Source organism: Candidatus Tumulicola sp. (assembly GCA_035601835.1).
Taxonomy (GTDB): domain Bacteria; phylum Vulcanimicrobiota; class Vulcanimicrobiia; order Eremiobacterales; family Eremiobacteraceae; genus DATNNM01.
On record DATNNM010000018.1, the window covers coordinates 146,476 to 163,248 of the forward strand.

A 16,773-nucleotide genomic window follows, 5' to 3' on the forward strand; every position below is an offset into this window, starting at 1 on the left:
GTTAACTCGCCCCGGGCCCTTCAACGGGGCCCAGCGTCGCGATGACCTCGCGCTGCGTCTCTTCGATGGTCGCGAGCAGTTGCCGGCCGCTCTTCAAGATATCGTCCAAAAACTCGCGTTGCTGATCCGTCAATGGCCCGGCCTTGCCATCGCGCAGCAGCTGGGCGAAACCGATGACGGGACCGAGCGGCGAACGCAAGTCGTGGAACATCTTGTGCAAGGATGCTCGGAGATCGGCCGTGCTATGACTCACGACCCTCACCTTTAGTGTTGGATCGCAGAGCGGCGGGCAAGTACTCGTCGACCTCCGCGACAAAACGCTGCGGAACGATCGGTTTTGAGATGTAGCCGTCGAAGCCGGCGGCGAGCGCATGCTCTCGGTCGCCCACCATGGCGGCCGCGGTCACCGCGATCAAACGCAGTTTCTGCGTCGCAGGATCCGTTTTCACGCGCCGCGCCATTTCATACCCGTCGATGCCGGGCATGCGGACGTCGGTCAGCACGAGGTCGAACGATCCGGCCTTGATCGCAGCGACGCCGGCCAGACCATCCATCACAGAGGTGGTGCTGTGGCCGAACGCCTGGAGCAGATACGTCATAAGATGCAGGTTCGCCTGATTGTCTTCGACGATCAAAATTCTGGCCGGCATCAGCGCTTACCGGTGATCGTCAACACGAACCTCGACCCTTTGCCGAACTCGCTCGTGAAATGTATTTGGCCTCCCAGCAGCAAGGCGAGCTTGAGGCTCAGGTACAGCCCCAAACCGACGCCACCGAAACGGCGCGTGCTGGACGGATCGACCTGCTCGAAAACTTGGAAGAGCCTCGCTTGGTCTTCCTTCTTGATGCCCACACCGGTGTCCGACACCGAAAGATCGACGAGCAGGCTTCCATTCACGCGTCTTTCTGCCAGCGCGAGTCCGACCGAGCCCTTCTGGGTGAATTTGATCGCGTTGTTGGTGAGGTTGATCAGTATCTGACGCACGGCTCGCCGGTCGGTGACGATCGGCGTGATCACTTCCGGCAAGCGTGCCGAGAGTTGCAGGCCCTTCGCTTCGGCTTGCGAGCGCAGCGAACTGGCAACCTCGGCGATCACATCCCGCAGCACGACCGGTTGGAGATCGAGTTCCACCTTGCCGGACTCGATCTTGGCGAGGTCGAGAATGTCGCTGATCAACGAGAGCAAGTGCTGCGCGCTCGAATCGATGGTCCGCAACTGCCGCTCCTGCTCCGCGCTCAATGGGCCGGGTAGCTTCATGAGCAACGTGCCGGTGAAACCGATGATCGCGTTGAGCGGGCTTCGCAATTCGTGGCTCATCGAAGCCAGGAACGTGTCCTTCGCGAGATTCGCGCGCTCGAGTTCCACGTTCTTCTGCTGGAGCGCGTGCTCGACGCGCTTGCGATCCGTGATATCGCGAATAGCGGTTGAGACGATGGTGCCGTCCGCGGTTTCAATCGGGCTCAGGCTGACCTCAACGGGGAACTCGCTGCCGTCCTTGCGCACCCCGTACAGCTCCAAGCCGGTGCCCATCGGCCGAGGGTGGGGATCTCCGAAAAAACCGGTGCGGTGTGCCTGATGCTTATCGTCGAAGCGCTGCGGGACCAGCGTCTCGACTTTTTGCCCGAGCAGCTCGTCGCGCCGATATCCGAAGATCCTCTCCGCTTGCGCGTTGACGAGCACGATGAGACCGCCACGGTCGACCATGAGCATCGCATCAGGAGCAGAGTCGAGCACGGCGACAACGGATTCGTCGAGGACCTGAGCGCGAAGGGGCGTCACGTTGGTACTAGTCCTGCCCGCCAAGAAACGAGTCTCAAAGGCATGTCCGACCTATGCCCACCGGTCGCTACTCTTCATTGTAGCACCGAGCCAAGCGCCGGGCCTGATACCTATGTACCAGGCGTCGCCTACTGCCATTCTCGGCATTTTCAGCCTTTGTTCTTAGCCGCGACCACAGCTCACAGGCCGCCTCGCTTCCAAAAAGGGGTTTCTCAGAATGAAGACGGCCTTAATGGTAGCCTATCAAGAAAGGCGCTCGTGGCCATCGGTGAACTCCGCAATGTTAAGCCGCTCGCCGGCCCACGCCCGCGGGTCAGAAAGCTGTGGGGAACTCCCCGGCGGCTATTTTCGTCGCTATCTCGATCCGCGACTTCAGGCCGGTCTTGCTGAGAATAACCGACACGTGCAGCTCGATGGTGCGCCGGCTGACATGCAGGTCCTTGGCGATGTCGCCATTGGTCTTGCCACGCGCGATGAGGTGGGCGACCGCCGTTTCGCGTGGCGTCAGGAAGTTCTTCGGCGGGGTCTTGCGCCCGGGCCGTAACCCAAGTGATCGCGCGGCCGCCCGCCCCCGGTCGGCGGCTGAATGCGCTTCCATCGCTTCGAACTCGTTGATCGCGGCGACGATCGTCTGCCGGCTGATCAAACCGAGGCCGGCTTCCAGTCGAAGGTAGGCTCTCCAATACGGGTGTTGGCGCGCATCCGCAGCGCCCAAGAGTCGGGCGCAGCCCACAGCAAGATTGCCGTCGAAGCGCTTTTGCCAGGCCTCGGCTTCGGCGAAGAGCGGATCCGCGACGCCCCACCCCCGCGCCTTCACGAGGCGAAGCCGCTCAAGGGCGGCGAGACCTTCTTCGGGCAATCCGAGCCGGTAACTGGTGCGCACGAGCCCGGCGAGCGCCCGGATCTCATGCGCCTCTAGCTCGTCGCCGCCATGTCTTCCCTCCAGCGCTTCTTCGTATGAGGCGTGTGCGGCTTCAAAGTTCTCTTGGATCTCGCTGACGCTTCCGGCGGTGTAGGCGATGGCGCGCCGCCACGTCGGGGGCGGCTCGAGCGATGCGGCCTCGCGCAGACTCGCTTCCGCGCTCTCGTAGTCGCCTAGGAAGGCGTTGAGAAATGCTTGCGCGCACAGCGAACGGCACAGGTACACGACGTTGCCGCGATCCAGCATCTTTGACGCGCTGATGTTCAGTCCCAGCGCTTCGCGAAGGCGCCCGCCATCAGACGAAACGCTGGCGAGGTTGGATTGAAGCAGGGCAGTGATCGCCCGCGGCACTGGTCCGACGACTTGCAGCCCACGGCGGCACCAGCGTTCGTACGCTTCGGTGTCGCCGACCAGATCGCACAGGAAGCAAAGCTTGGTGCACGTCTGCGCCACTTCGTTGTCGAGCCGCAGCGCGGCGGCTTGCTCCACGACCTTTTCCAGGATGGCGATGCCCTCGCGCGGAGTCTTCATACGTCCGACCACCACGCCGAGCCACGCCTGCAAGCGCAGCATTTCTCGAGCCGCAGGAGCCGGGCTGCGCAAGCTTAGGCCCTCTTTCAAAACCGTGCGCGCGCGCTCCAACTCACCGCGACGTTCTCGGGCGGAACCGAGCGCGCACAGCAGCCTGGGGAGTAAGCCGCTATCGGCGGGGCGCGCTTCGGCGATGGCGCTTTCAAGCAGTGCGACCGCGGTCGTGTCGTCTTGTGCGTCAAACCAAATCGTTTCCGCGTGGCGTCCGTGGACGAGCGCCTGCACCTTCGCGGAACGGCCATCGGCTTCGGCGTCGAAAACAGCCATCGCCAGGGCCGCTTCCTCGCGCCGGCCAAGCGCGTAGAGCGCGATCGCCGCGCCGCCCTGGGCCTCCCACTTCTCAGCTTCACCGGGACTCAAGTCTCGCGCGCACACGAAGGCGTTGAGCGCTTCACGAGGTGCGTCGCGGTCAAGGCATTGCCAGCCGATGCGAATGTTGAGCGCGGCGGCTTCCGCAAAGCGGGCGGCGCTCTCGAGGTGCCGGGCGCGCACCCGCTCGTCGTCGGATTGAGCCGCGAGCGCCGAGTGGCGCGCGACGCGCTCCTGTTCGTTCATCATCTCGTAGCGGGCGTCGCGCAAGAGCGTGTGGCGGAAGGCGAGGCCGCCCGGCGAGCGGCGCACGACGCGCGCCTCGATCAAGGTCGAAGCATGCGCTTTGATCGTGCCGACGGAGAGCCCGGCGAGTCTGGCGAGCCTTTCAAGGGGCAGCGGCTCGACGTTCGCCGCCAGCCAACCCGCGACGTTCAGCGCTCCTTCGGAGAGGATTTGGAAGCGCTCTGCGAGCGCTCTGCGAAGGTCGGGCGCGACGTCGCCGCCTTCCAGCGAGCGGTTATGCAGCACGAGTTCCGCGTAGAGAGGATTGCCGCCGGTGAGCGCGTGCAGGCGCGAAGCCGCGGCTTCATCGAGGCGAGCTTCCGGAGCTAGATGCGATGCGAGTTCGTAGAGGTGTTCGGGCGCGAGGCCGTCGACGTCGAAGCGCGTGGTAAGCTCCGCCCGCTCGAGGTCATTCGCCGTCTTGTCGACGTCGTGATTGCCGAGCCGGCTCGCGGCGTGCCAGTGGATCGGCAGATCTTGGAGACGGTCGACCAGAAAGTGGAGCGCCTCCAAGCTGGCCGCGTCGGCCCAGTGGAGATCGTCGATCTGAACGACCAGCGGACCGCTTTGCAGCGCGATTTCCAAAACATCGCGGATATAGGCGAGTCGATCGCGCTCGCCGGCCTCCACGATCGCCCGCAGCATGGCCCGTGAGATGCGGCCACGTCGGCACAACAGCCTCGCGGTTTCGATGAAACATTCCAGCGGCTGGCCTTGACCGCTCGGCAAACAGGACACGTGATAGACGTCTGCCCCGACAGCTTCTAAGCGAGCCCTCGCCTCCCGCAGCAAACGCGACTTCCCGATCCCGGGCTCCCCGAACAAAATGCCGGCGTTGCGCTGGTTTGAACACAAACTTTCCAGCAAAAAGGCGCGCCCAACCAGGGGGACCGCCTGTTGTTGCGGCCCCCGGATATGCTTAAGTTTGCGGAGTTCACTAATGGCTGCCATCGCAAAATCGCCTATTCTGAGTTCGGGGGAGTCGCAGATTCTCTTCGCACAGTGAGGGTGAAATGAAAAAATTTCGGAGTTTCGTCGTTTTGATGGCAGTTTGTTCGGCGCTTGGGAGCGCCATTGTGGGTTGCACGGGTGTGGGACCCGCTCTTCCAGTGCAGCCATCCCACGGCACAGCGCTGCTTCCGGCTGACGTCGTGCCGCAACTGCCCGGTTCCATTCATGTCAGAAAGCAATAGATCACACACCGAGTCGTTCCGAGTGATCGACGGCCCCCTGACTTTAACATCGGCAAAGCAAGCGCCGGCGGGTAGGCCATTGGATCGCCTGGATGCGATGCTTCTCGAGATGCTGCAGGCAGACGGCCGCGCGACCTTCTCGGAGATGGGCGCGCGGGTCGGCCTCAAGCCCTCTACCGTTCACGAGCGGGTGAAACGGATGGAGGCAGACGGCGTCATCGTGCGCTATGCGGCGCTGATCGACGCACGCGCGGTCGGCATCGGGTTTGGCGCGTTTCTCACGTGCCATGTCGCCGGCGCCGGCCGCGATTTCTTGAAAACCGTTTCCATCATGCCCGAAGTATGCGAAGTCCACCGGGTGACCGGCGAAGATTCATTCATGCTGCGGGTCATGGCGAAGTCGGCGGCTCATCTCGACGAGCTGGTGTCGCGCATCAAGTTGGCTCCGGAGCTGATCAGGACGAAGACGACCGTCGTACTTGCCACACCGTTTGAACGGCCGGGCTTCTCGATCCCAGAAATAGTGAGCGAACACAGGCGAACGTTGCGCAGCGTGGGTTAGGCTATGGCGATGCGACAACTCGCGAGCGGCTACCGCGCTCTGTTCGACTATTCTCCGCTTCCCATGTGGGTGTACGATCGTCAGACCCTGCGCTTCGTAGACGTCAACAGCGAAGCGTTGCGGCACTACGGCTATTCGCTCGAAGAGTTCATGGGGATGACGCTGCTGGACATCCGCCCGGCCGAGGACGCCGCGCGTTTGAAACAGCTCCACGAATCGGCGCAGCTTCCCTTCCGGCGAGTCGGCGAATGGCGGCACCGGAAAAAGGACGGATCGATCATCTCCGTTTTGGTGACCGCCAACGAGATCGAGTGGAACGGCCGGCCCGCACACGTAGCCGTCATGAACGACGTCACCGCGCAAAGGAGCGCCGAGCGCGTCGTCAAGGATGCCGAAGAGCAGATCGCCTTCGTCACCAGCCACGATCTTGTCACGGGCCTTCCGAATACGGCGCTCTTCCTAGACCGGCTTCATCTCAGCGTCGTCCAGTCCACCCGTTCGCAAGGTCACCTGGCCGTGCTGTCGGTGCACATCGATAAGTTCAGCATCGTCACCGACACACGCGGCCCGGCCGTTGGCGATTCGGTGCTGCGCGAGCTGGCCAATCGCTTGAGGGGCGCGCTCAAAGAAGGCGACACGCTCGCGCGTCCGGGCGGCGGCGAATTTCTCATCGTCATTCCCGGTTTGGAGCGCCCTGCCGATGTGGCGGAAACGGCGCAGACGCTGCTCGCCGCCGTCCGAGCTCCCGTCAATAGAGGCGAGAGCCAATACTTCTTGACCGCCAGCATCGGCATCAGTCTCCATCATAGCGGCGATCCGCATTTGGACCACCTCATTCGGGATGCGGGCGCAGCAGCGACGCAAGTCAGGGGGGCGGGCGGCGACGGATTTCAGTTCTTCACACCGGAGATCCACGCGGAGGCCGTGCGCCGCCTCTCAATCGAAAGCGAGTTGCGCCAGGCGCTCCAGCACGGCCGTTTCGAGCTCGTCTATCAACCCGTGCTCAACTCGACGACCAAGGCCACGGTGGGCGCCGAAGCGCTACTTCGGTGGAACCATCCGACCCGCGGCATCATATCGCCGATGGACTTCGTCCCGGTCGCCGAAGCCGCCGGTCTCATCGTGCCGATCGGCACGTGGGTGCTTCGGCAGGCGTTCGCCATGGCCGGTCAGTGGCAGAGGCAGGGGCGAAAAGACGTCGGCATCGCCGTCAACGTGTCGCCGCGTCAACTCCAGCAGCCGGACTTCCCTAAGGTGGTCGAGGAGGCTATCGCCGACAGCGGCATCGCCCCGGAGCAATGTATTTTTGAGATCACCGAATCAACGCTTGCCACGGAGGGTGAGTCCAATCGCGTTCGTTTCCTGGCGGACCTCGGCGTGAGGCTGGCGATCGACGATTTCGGCACGGGCTACAGCTCGCTTGGGTACTTGAAACGTTTCCCGATCTACTCGCTCAAGATCGATAAGTCGTTCGTCGACAACATCGACACCGACAGCTCCAATCGGGCGATCACGCAGGCCATCATCAAGCTCGCCACGACGTTCGGATTCCATACCGTGGCCGAGGGCGTGGAGACGCGCGAGCAAGCGCGTATCCTTTCAGAGCTTGGTTGCACGATGATGCAGGGCTACTATTTCGGACGGCCGATGTCGCTGACGTCCTTTTTGGAGACGCTTCAGGCTTAGCTCAGCCGCAACAAGAATCGATCAGCTTGGAGATGGTCTTCGCCTCCCGCCGGTACGCTTCGGCCTCTTCTTTCGCCACCCCGGCGGGCGTCAGCCATATGTAGGGCAGCGTGTTGTCCGGATGCTTGCGCATCACGCACTGCATAAAATGATACTTCTCGTGCGCTGCGATCAAGGCGCCCAGCTCCTTGCATGGGAGCGCTTTCTGTGCCGCTTTCAGCGCGTTGTTATCGATCAAGCATGTGACGGGGTTGGTCTTTGCCGTCGCAGAGACGGCCTTGCCGCAATCGGGAGCAGCCGGCACCTCCTCGTATAGGTTGTTCTCGGCCTTCTCGTAGGTAGCTTTCTTGCTATTGATCTCATCAAGTTTCGCCTGACGTTGCGCTTGCGTCAGCTGGTCCATATCGATGAAGTCGACCGCCTTGCCCGAGTCGTCCTTGATCGCCAAATCAGGCAGCTGCGCGATCTTGTCATAACCCACGGCAAGCGCATTCCGCTGCTTGAGCAGCTGGAAGAGGCATTTCAGGTGCTGGCACGGACAGCTCTCGGCCGCGCCCGCGGGCATGACGGCGAGCACGGACGCAATGGCAAGAAGAACCAGAGAGTACCAAAGCCTTGGTGTAGTCATGATGCACCCAGTCGAAGCGGGAGACGGGTCTCGAACCCGCGACCCTCAGCTTGGGAATTTGATTCAACGATATTCCGCCGACATCCGCCAACATGTGCCAACACCCGCCCTGCGTGGCTTTGGCGGCAATCCGGATTCCGCCGACATCCGCCAACGTACGCTGAGATTCGCCCATCAGGCTACAGTATGGCTACAGTTGGGGGATGGCAACTTTCAGCGCTTTTCTCTGCGCACAGCTCCGTTAGGCGCGAACTATTTGGCGCCTAATAGGGACTCAAGTTCATGCTGTGTCACCTCGCGTGCAGCCTGTCCGAACAACCAGACGCCGTCCAGGATGAAAAGGGTGAAGGCCAGCGTGCCAAAGCTTAAGACGAGACTTGGGAACAAACCGCTCCCAAGAGCATGTTGATTAATCAGGAATGCGCCTATCAATAAAGGGGTCAGCCCGGCGAGCAACACGAGGCTGTGCATACGAAACCGCCCGCGCAGCACTGGACCGAACTCGCTTTCCACAAACTTACCAGTAAAGGAATAGGGATTGAAAAGCAGCCTCCTACCTCCGCCAAGAAGCAGCGGGCCGGTCGCAGGGTAAAACAAGACGGAAATGTGATCCGGTTGTACTTCTCCCACGAAGCCCCCGGTCGCGCCGAAATAGTCGAAGTAGTCGCGTGTAGCCGAACGCAGCCGCTGAAATCCTACTTGCTCACCGCATGGGCACTGAAGGCGCATTTCGGCCGAGCCCCAAAACGGCGACAGAACTTGTCTAAAGAACGAAAGCAGCGACCTGTCGCAAGGAAGGCCCATCTCCATCGGCCCGGGATTCAAGAAAAACCGCGCCCACACCCTCCAGGGTCAACTAAACAACACCCGCGCCCAACGCAACAAAGCGAGGCCGTGAGTTGCGAATCCGATTGTCAGGAGCAGTTGTGCGGTAGGGCCACGGAGCGTGGTGATTGCGTTGGATTCGCGGCAGCTGTACTCGCGAAAAGGTCTAACCAGCTTCTATCTCATGGGATCTCGGTCGAGCGGCCTGAATGTGGCACCGCTGTTGATCGGCGGTAACCGGCAAATGCCGTTTCAGCCTTGGTCAGTAACGTAGTCAACATGCATCTAGTCTACCGTGTGTAGTTTATACGGCTTAGTCCTTAAATGCAAAGGTAAGACTGTCGAAAGCCCAGCCTCTTCCGTTGTTGATGATCTCGACGGCAATGATCGCTGGCTGCTTTGTGCATTGCGCCTGAAACTTGAAGCGCGCGATTTTGCTGGCGGTCAAGGTAAAATAGTCATACTTAAAGCTTTGATTACTCGTCATAAGCTGAAAGCTTCTTGCTTCGCCAAAGAGGCTATGGAATTGCCCAATTACCTTTCGCGCCCGTTCCGGTGTATTCAGGGGTGGTGGCAGCGCCGTCATGCGGGCGAGCTGGGCGCCATCTCCAGCGACGAACGCCGTCCTGAGTACGGACTCTGCAAAATCTCGGGCGTCTTGAGGGGGGGTGGTCACAGTGCATCCCTGGCATATCAGCACGCTCGCAGCTGCTAGCGCAGATGCCAACCGAATCCGGAAGTCGTGATTTCTGGTAATTCTCAAGTCACCCAATTGAATCGAGAACAGCAATAGAGAGCCATTAGGTACCCGTCACAGGAGGAGCGCCCCAGATGCTATCGGAGCCGACCTGACCAAAATGTACCAGTAATCCCAAATCCCCACAGGGGCCATGCAACCCCAACCTCCTGGGCAACATGGTTATTGCTGTCGAAAGTCAGCCCCTCGTTTAAGCCATAGACGGTCGCATTGACGTTCTTCGTGGTGTCGCTATCCAAGATGGCCTGCGCCGAGTTATTCTCTAATCCCGTAAATCCATACACTCCAGACGCACCGGGTTCAAGCGTCAATCCGCTAAAACTGAGGTAGGTAGATGCTGTATCAACATTCAAAGAGACGGTAGCAACGACTCCAAAACCCACCGAGAGGCTTTGGTAGTTCGGTATCCGCTGGCCTGTTAAGAGCAAAACTGCGCAGCGCCAGCACGCATCGGCCAGCACCCGAGTGGCGAATAAGGATCGATCTATCCAGTTACCGCTCCCCGTTGCGCCGTTCTGATTCGTGAGGGCACCGCCTCCGGGCATTTGACTAGAAGGGGTGCTTCGGCACACCGCCGCAACGCTGATGCTGTCGCAGGGCATACACCCGAAGGTCGTCCAGGAGCGGCTTGGACATGCGAGTATCGCCCTCACGTTGGATACGTATTCGCATAGCATTCCAACGTTGCAACGAGACGCCGCCGTCAAGATGGACGAGCTGCTTGGAGCTGCCTGTGAGGCCTGAATTGGGGAGATTGGCTACAATTAGGCTACAGTAGGCTCTTTCTGCTAGAGCTCCAAAAAAATAAAACCCTTGCAAAGCCTTGTACTGCAAGGGTTTTGATTGGAGCGGGAGACGGGTCTCGAACCCGCGACCCTCAGCTTGGGAAGCTGATGCTCTACCAATTGAGCTACTCCCGCTCGGAGAGTTCGCGTTCGTCGGTTAGAGGAACGCCTCCCGCCACGCGGCGACCTCCTCGGACGTCACGTTGCCGCCGCATAGCAGCACGGCAGTTGTGCCGGCGGCCGCGCGGGGTATTCGGCCCAAACGAAGCGCGGCATTGCAACACGACGCCGCCGGTTCCACGCTCACGTTGAGTTGATCTTGGATCTCGAGAATCGAGCGCACCGCTTCCGCATCTGATACCACGACGACGTCTTCCGCCAGCGCCTTCGTGGCGGCCAGCGTCGTATCGCTGACGCTTGGTGCGCCGAGCGTACGGGCGATGGAGGTGATCGCGGGCAAGGTGACGGGCCAGCCTGCGTCCAGCGCCTTGCGCATCGCATCAGCGCCTTCCGTCTCGACGCCGTAGATCTTGACCTCCGGGCGCATCGCTTTGACGACCGATGCGATGCCGGAGATCAAGCCGCCGCCGCCGATCGAGATCACGAGCGTTGCGAGGTCGGGCAGGTCCTCGAGCAATTCCAAGCCGATCGTGCCTTGCCCGGCCATCACGTGCTCGTTGTCGAACGGATGGATCAAGGCCTGACCGTCAGCTTGTCGCTCGTGCGCCGTCTTGAACGCCTCGGCGATAGTGGCGGTGAGCACCACCTCGGCGCCGTCGGCGCGGGCGCGCTCCACCACAAAAGGCGGCGTGGTTTGCGGCATGAGCACGGTCGCGTGAATGCCCAGCCGTTTGCCGACATGGGCGATCGCGAGCCCGTGGTTGCCGCCGCTCACACCGACGATGCCGCGTTCGCGCGCAGCGGCATCCAGTTGCAGCGCGGCGTTGAACGCGCCGCGTGGCTTGAACGAGCCGGTGACTTGCTGAAACTCGAATTTGTACGCGGTGCCGCCGGCGGCAACCGTAGGAGTACGGCGCACGTAGTTCGCGATGCGCTGTCGCGCGGCGCGTGCGATCTCGGGCGTTGGCAGCGGAAGCACGCGGGTGTGGTTGGAGGTCGCCGGAGCAAAGTCCGGCATGCCCCACGCATGACATTAATGAAAGGGCACTAGGGTGTGGAGCAGGACCTTCAGGTCCTGCTAACCCGGGGTGTGGAGCGCGACCTTTAGGTCGCGCTCGTGTTATTTTGGTGGCGGGACGATGTCGTAGTTCATCGCGGCCAGATCGAGGTTGCCGTGCCCGGCCTCGATCTGCCTTTGCAGCTTCTTCCGGATCGCTTCAAGCGCGGGGAGGGGCAGCCCGCCCAGCGCCGCAGCCTCGATCATCAAGCGCACGTCTTTTTCCACCATGGCCAGCGTGAACGACGGAGCATAGTCCCCCTTGGCCATGCGCGCGCCGCGCAACTTGATCGTGCCGCTCGGATCGAACTGATCGAAAAAACCGAAAGCGCGCTGCGCGTCGATGCCGCATCCTTTGGCGATGGTGTAGAACTCGTTGAGCGCGGACGTTATGCCGACGAGCATCGAGTTCCCCATGAGCTTGAACGCGTTGGCTTCGGAATTGTCCTCTGAGATGTACCAGTGGCGTTCGATGATCTGATGCAGCGTCGCAGCATCGCCGTCATACGCGGCCTTATCGCCGGCCACGAGCATCAGGCCCTCTCCCTTGCCGACATTTGCAGGCGATCCGAAGACCGGCGCGCTTAGGAACGAATGACCGAGCGACTTCAGTCGCGCCGCACGCGCTCGCGCCCCGGCGACCGAGACCGTCGAATGATCCACGATGAGCGCCTTGGTTTGTCCGGCTTGAGTGGAGCGCAGCGCCGCATCGAGCGCGGCTTCGACCGCTGCGTCATCTGCGAGCATCAGGTGAATCGCGCCGGCGCTGGCCGCCGCCTCGGCCGGCGTTGCGCACGCAGTGCCCCCATCTCGCGCCCACGCTTGCGCCTTAGAAAGAGTCCTGTTCCACACGCGCACGTCGTGGCCCGCGCTGCGCAAGCGCGCTGCCATCGGGGCACCCATCATGCCCATGCCGAAAAATGCGATCGTCGCCATCTACTGCTCGCCTCCCTTAGGCCCATAGAACACGACCCACGTGCCGAAGTCGTCGCTGAAGTCCTCAAAACGATGCACTGCCCGCGCTGCGATGAAAATCGCGTCGCCCGGACCTACCTGAACCCGCCCGTCGGGCGTCACGAACCAGCCTGAGCCGCGATCGACGATATACAACTCGTCTTGTTCGTGGGGCTGCTGCGTATCGGTTCCACGGGGTACGTAGTACATGACCGAGGCCGATCCGCGCGCTAAGAGCAGCGCGGCGTCGCCCGCCACGCGCGGATGATCCGCCGCTTTCGCGACAATGCTTGTTTCCATGCGACTCCGGAGAAGGGCCGAGGCCCGGGCTTAAGGGCCAGGGCCTCGGGTTCCGAGTATGCCGAGAGCCAGAATCGAACTGGCGACACCAGGTTTTTCAGACCTGTGCTCTACCAACTGAGCTATCTCGGCCGGCGTTTTTAGTAGCGCACGGGCATGCGAAGGGCCCTTTTTCTTGGCGCCGCCCCGCCCGGCCTCTCTAATCTTTCCCTGAAAAATGGCGGGGGTCGCCTAACAAATCCTCGGGGGTTTCTCGCCCGGCTTTGAGAACCAACGGCTCATTCCAGTGGTCTGCACGCTGTTGCGTGCAGCGCTGAACGCTATTTTTCAGGGCGAGGAGTCAGCCGATGCGAGATCCAGTGCGGTTGGTGAGCGCCGTTCTTGTGGCGCTGTGCATGCTTGTGTGCGGATGGCAGTCCGCAAGCGCCGGTACGACAGGCGAGTTGGCCGGCAAGGTCACGACTGAAAACGGCGCCGCCGTCGCCGGCGCAAAGGTGACGGCAACTTCGCCGTCGGGCAATCAATCGACGACGACCGACGCGCAAGGCAGATTTGCGATGATCTCCATGACGCCCGATACTTACCTCGTCACCGCTTCGAAAGACGGCTTTGAGCCCACCAGCCAACCGGGCGTTACCGTCATCGCCGACAACACGGTCACGCTCACGATAGCGCTTCGTCCGGCGATCCGAACCCTTGGCACGGTAACGGTGAGGTCCGCCGGCTCGCTGGTTAAACCGGGAACGACCGCCGACGTGTATTCCGTCAATGCGGTCACGCAAGCAAAGGCATCGGCGCTCGGCGGCGGCGGCGGGCTCGACAGCGCGTACAGCGCCATCGCCGCTGTGCCCGGAGCGGTCGTGCCGCCGGGTCAGTCCGGCTGGTTCCAGGCGATCCATATCCGTGGCGGTGACGTGGATCAAGTCGGCTACGAATTTGACGGCGTTCCCGTGCTCCGTTCCTATGACAACTATCCGACCACCAACGCCGCGACGCTCGGGCAGCAAGAACTGCAGGTGTACACCGGCGCGACGCCCGCCAACTCGGAATCACAGGGTCTGTCAGGATTCATCAACCAGGTCATCAAGAGCGGGACCTATCCCGGTTTTTCGAGCCTCGACCTCGGTGTTGGTTCACCGGTGTTGTACAACAAGGCGAGTTTCGAAGTCGGGGGCGCGACGCCCGACCGCAATTTCGCATACTTCGTCGGCATCGGCTTGGCCGATGCGGATCAGCGCGTGGTCGACAACTCCAACGGCGCGGCTTTGAGTTCGCTTTGGGGTGCGCCCTACGGGCAAATGCCTTGCCCGGGCGATGCGACGAACTTGAATTTCGCTTCCTGCTACCCGACGGGCGTCGGGCCCGGAGGCTGGTTCCTGGGGCCGTTCAACGTGGCGCTGCAGAACAACCTAGCCGCCTCGCGCATCTCCGACCGCGAGAACATATTCAATTTCCACATCGGCATCCCGCATCACCGTGACTCGGGCAAGGACGATATCCAAGTCCTCTACGACGCCTCGGAACTGTTCACGACCTATTACGGCTCGGCGATGGACTGGGGCATCCCCTTCGTCCAGATGGTCAACGCCGCCAGTAGCCCCCCAGTTACTTGCCCAACCGAAAGTGGGGGTACGGCTCCGTGCGCGGGCTGGCCGTTGGTCCAAGGGATCGTGTACAAAGGCGCCGTTGATACGCAGCTGGCGACGAACTATCAAGCCTTGACGGTGAACTACGCCTTCCCCAATCAACCATTGACGACGCTCGTCGATCCGAGCCATCGTGACGGCGGTTCCAACGGTCAGGGCATCTACAAACTGCAGTATCAGCGCAACTTCAGTCCTTCTTCGTATCTACGGATCTATGGTTATACCTACTACTCGGATTGGTATAACAACGGCCCCAACGGCGCGTGGCAGAGCTTCATCGCGCCGGCGAGCGCCGACTACGAACTCTCCAACCACACGCACGGGGTGAGCGCGACCTTTGCGAACCAATTCAACTCGCAGCACCTGTTGACGCTGCAAGCCGCGGTCATCGGCGCGACCAACTATCGCATGAACAACTTCACGATGTTCAACAATTTCGGTACGTTCCCGTTTGCCTACGTGGTCGATTCGACGCACCCGAAAAACGGCGTGTGCTACGACTTGACCACGGCGCCGGCGGCGACGCCGATTTCGTGCTATAATGCCAAGGCCGACGCCGGCGGCGCTGGCTCGTTCGATCTACTTCAATGGGCCTCGCTCAACGACGCGCAGAACGGAGTGATCCCCAGCCTTGCCGGCGACACTTGCGGGTCGGGTCCGTGTCAATGGTTCGTCGCGGAGAACGGCTTTACGGGCGGCGCGAACAATCAGAAGCCGCTTTTCACCTCGGCATCCATCACCGACCAATGGCGCCCAAGCGACCGGCTGACGTTCAACTTCGGCCTTCGTTACGACCGCTTTGCCTTCAAAGGAAGCGACACGAGCGGCGGCGCTCGCGATTTCTGGTTCAGCGCGTGGAATAAAGAGGCGTGCGCGCCTCCGATCCCTGGCGTCTCCCCGACCTTCAAGACCGACCCGACGGCGGCGTGCCCAGTCGGCCAGATCCCGGCGACGCTCTTCAACCAGCCAGGCGCCACTATCGCCAGCACGGTATGGCAGCCGCGTCTTGGCGGGACGTACTCGCTGACGCCGGACACGGTCCTGCGCTTCTCGGCGGGCAAGTACGCTGAAGCCCCGAGCTCTGCCTACACGCAGTACAACATCCTCGACCAGGACCTGCCGGGCTTCCTTGGCCCGACGTTCTACAAATATGGATTCACCGGCACGAGCCACCCGGTCGGACCGGAGGTCTCCTACAACTACGACGTCTCCCTCGAGCACCATTTCCGCAACAGCGACGTCAGCTTCAAACTGACTCCGTTTTATCGCAAGACGAACGGGCAGCTCGCCAACTTCTTCTTGGACCAAAAGACCAACTTCGTATCCGGCCTGAACGCCGGCAGTCAAGTGGCGACCGGTGTGGAGTTCGAACTCAACAAGGGCGACTTCAGCCGCGACGGTCTCTCCGCCATATTCTCGATGGCGTTCACGCACAGCTACGAGACGTTCAGCAAGCTGTCGAGCGGCGGGACCGTCCTCGACACGATCAATCTCGCGATTTCCGGCGATGCTCAAACCCCTGGCTACAATCAGTACACCAAATTCTGCTCGACGAACTTCGCAGATGCGCGCTGCGGCAACTTGGCGGCGCCGGCGCCCTTCGATGTGGCGTGTTACGATGGAGCGTCTCCGGGGACGCCCGATCCGACGTGCGCCACCCCCAATGCGATCGCCAATCCGTACTGGAACGCCCCGGCTCAGCCGCTCTTCGATCCGAACGCGCAGTACGAACCGTACAGCACGCTGCCCGGAGGATTCCAGTCGTCCGCGAATGGCTATGTCTGGCCGACGACGGCGACGCTGCTGCTCTCCTACAAGCACGACCGCTTTGCGATCACGCCGTCACTGCAGTACTTCACCGGAACACGTTACGGCGCGCCGCTTGAGACATCGGGCATCGACCCGGCCACGTGCGGTATCTCCGCCGTTGCCACACCCATCGCCACCGATCCACGCTATCCCTACGGCGCGCCTGGCGGCGCAGCATTCGACGCCCTGAATTGCTCGGGGACGCTGACGTCGATTCCAAACCCGTACACGAAGGTGTTCGACAATCTCGGAGCGTTCCGCAATCCAAGCCAACTGCTCGGACACCTGCAGTTGAGCTATGAGATGTCGGCGCACATGTCGCTCACGCTCAACGTCGCCAACATCATCGACACGTGCTTCGGCGGCGACGTGCGCCCGTGGACGGCGCTGGCGGATCATCGCGTGTGTTCGTACAGCTTGCCTGGATACGGCGGATTGGTGCCCTCGGTAGGCAACGTCTACAATCCGGGCGCGACCTTCCAGCCGTTCGTGCAATACCCGTATCAGCAGTACTTCGGCACGTCACCGACGGCGTACTACTTGGCCCTGAAGATCAAGATGTAG

Annotated in this window: 14 protein-coding genes and 2 tRNA genes; 4 read left to right on the plus strand and 12 right to left on the minus strand. The window is 61.6% G+C overall.

Annotated elements, in window-relative coordinates; translation table 11 throughout:
• Position 1: 1 nt before the first annotated feature.
• The 4 genes from VN934_12255 to VN934_12270 form a co-directional block, all read right to left on the minus strand.
• Entirely contained in the window at positions 2–253 is a 252-nt protein-coding gene (locus tag VN934_12255; GenBank protein HXM19564.1) for a histidine kinase dimerization/phospho-acceptor domain-containing protein, read from the minus strand.
• Positions 243–650 (minus strand): response regulator, encoded by a 408-nt coding sequence (locus VN934_12260; GenBank protein ID HXM19565.1) that lies wholly within the window; start codon positions 648–650, stop codon positions 243–245. Before VN934_12260 ends, VN934_12255 begins: the two co-directional genes overlap by 11 nt.
• Positions 650–1,780 carry a PAS domain S-box protein gene (locus tag VN934_12265; protein HXM19566.1) on the minus strand — a complete coding sequence of 377 codons (1,131 nt, stop codon included), beginning with the start codon at positions 1,778–1,780 and terminating at the stop codon, positions 650–652. Before VN934_12265 ends, VN934_12260 begins: the two co-directional genes overlap by 1 nt.
• Before the next feature lie 313 nt (positions 1,781–2,093).
• Positions 2,094–5,006 (minus strand): AAA family ATPase, encoded by a 2,913-nt coding sequence (locus VN934_12270; protein ID HXM19567.1) that lies wholly within the window; start codon positions 5,004–5,006, stop codon positions 2,094–2,096.
• Between the two features lie 153 nt (positions 5,007–5,159).
• On the opposite strand from VN934_12270, the gene VN934_12275 reads away from it, so the two are divergent.
• Positions 5,160–5,642 (plus strand): Lrp/AsnC family transcriptional regulator, encoded by a 483-nt coding sequence (locus VN934_12275; GenBank protein ID HXM19568.1) that lies wholly within the window; start codon positions 5,160–5,162, stop codon positions 5,640–5,642.
• Between the two features lie 9 nt (positions 5,643–5,651).
• Complete coding sequence (locus VN934_12280; GenBank protein HXM19569.1) at positions 5,652–7,328, plus strand: EAL domain-containing protein; 1,677 nt, start codon at positions 5,652–5,654, stop codon at positions 7,326–7,328.
• A gap of 1 nt (position 7,329) precedes the next feature.
• Here the strand turns inward: VN934_12280 and VN934_12285 are convergent, their stop codons facing one another.
• From VN934_12285 to VN934_12295, 3 genes are all read right to left on the minus strand, one after another.
• Positions 7,330–7,956: a hypothetical protein gene (locus tag VN934_12285; protein HXM19570.1), complete on the minus strand. Its 627-nt coding sequence runs from the start codon at positions 7,954–7,956 to the stop codon at positions 7,330–7,332.
• Positions 7,957–8,208: 252 nt separating this feature from the next.
• Positions 8,209–8,781 carry a hypothetical protein gene (locus VN934_12290; GenBank protein HXM19571.1) on the minus strand — a complete coding sequence of 191 codons (573 nt, stop codon included), beginning with the start codon at positions 8,779–8,781 and terminating at the stop codon, positions 8,209–8,211.
• Between the two features lie 313 nt (positions 8,782–9,094).
• On the minus strand, positions 9,095–9,457 hold the full coding sequence (locus VN934_12295) for a hypothetical protein (protein ID HXM19572.1): 363 nt from the start codon (positions 9,455–9,457) through the stop codon (positions 9,095–9,097).
• A 639-nt stretch (positions 9,458–10,096) separates the two neighbouring features.
• On the opposite strand from VN934_12295, the gene VN934_12300 reads away from it, so the two are divergent.
• Positions 10,097–10,282: a tyrosine-type recombinase/integrase gene (locus VN934_12300; GenBank protein ID HXM19573.1), complete on the plus strand. Its 186-nt coding sequence runs from the start codon at positions 10,097–10,099 to the stop codon at positions 10,280–10,282.
• 100 nt (positions 10,283–10,382) lie between these two features.
• Here VN934_12300 and VN934_12305 read toward each other — a convergent pair.
• The 5 genes from VN934_12305 to VN934_12325 form a co-directional block, all read right to left on the minus strand.
• Positions 10,383–10,458 (minus strand) — tRNA-Gly (locus VN934_12305).
• A gap of 22 nt (positions 10,459–10,480) precedes the next feature.
• The gene (locus tag VN934_12310) at positions 10,481–11,461 is read right to left on the minus strand and encodes a pyridoxal-phosphate dependent enzyme (protein HXM19574.1); all 981 of its coding nucleotides are present in this window, start codon (positions 11,459–11,461) and stop codon (positions 10,481–10,483) included.
• Positions 11,462–11,563: 102 nt separating this feature from the next.
• Positions 11,564–12,436 (minus strand): NAD(P)-binding domain-containing protein, encoded by an 873-nt coding sequence (locus tag VN934_12315; GenBank protein HXM19575.1) that lies wholly within the window; start codon positions 12,434–12,436, stop codon positions 11,564–11,566.
• Positions 12,437–12,754 (minus strand): cupin domain-containing protein, encoded by a 318-nt coding sequence (locus VN934_12320; GenBank protein ID HXM19576.1) that lies wholly within the window; start codon positions 12,752–12,754, stop codon positions 12,437–12,439.
• Positions 12,755–12,813: 59 nt separating this feature from the next.
• A tRNA-Phe gene (locus VN934_12325) sits at positions 12,814–12,886 on the minus strand.
• Between the two features lie 215 nt (positions 12,887–13,101).
• On the opposite strand from VN934_12325, the gene VN934_12330 reads away from it, so the two are divergent.
• Positions 13,102–16,773 (plus strand): TonB-dependent receptor, encoded by a 3,672-nt coding sequence (locus VN934_12330; GenBank protein HXM19577.1) that lies wholly within the window; start codon positions 13,102–13,104, stop codon positions 16,771–16,773.

Bases quoted from the DNA above. Each gene is read 5' to 3' on its own strand.
- VN934_12260 (HXM19565.1), bottom strand. From the start codon at position 650: ATGCCGGCCAGAATTTTGATCGTCGAAGACAATCAGGCGAACCTGCAT.
- VN934_12270 (HXM19567.1), bottom strand. From the start codon at position 5,006: ATGGCTGCACTGGAAGAGCGGGTCCCACACCCGTGCAACCCACAATGG.
- VN934_12280 (HXM19569.1), top strand. From the start codon at position 5,652: ATGCGACAACTCGCGAGCGGCTACCGCGCTCTGTTCGACTATTCTCCG.
- VN934_12285 (HXM19570.1), bottom strand. From the start codon at position 7,956: ATGACTACACCAAGGCTTTGGTACTCTCTGGTTCTTCTTGCCATTGCG.
- VN934_12310 (HXM19574.1), bottom strand. From the start codon at position 11,461: ATGCCGGACTTTGCTCCGGCGACCTCCAACCACACCCGCGTGCTTCCG.
- VN934_12315 (HXM19575.1), bottom strand. From the start codon at position 12,436: ATGGCGACGATCGCATTTTTCGGCATGGGCATGATGGGTGCCCCGATG.
- VN934_12320 (HXM19576.1), bottom strand. From the start codon at position 12,754: ATGGAAACAAGCATTGTCGCGAAAGCGGCGGATCATCCGCGCGTGGCG.
- VN934_12330 (HXM19577.1), top strand. From the start codon at position 13,102: ATGCGAGATCCAGTGCGGTTGGTGAGCGCCGTTCTTGTGGCGCTGTGC.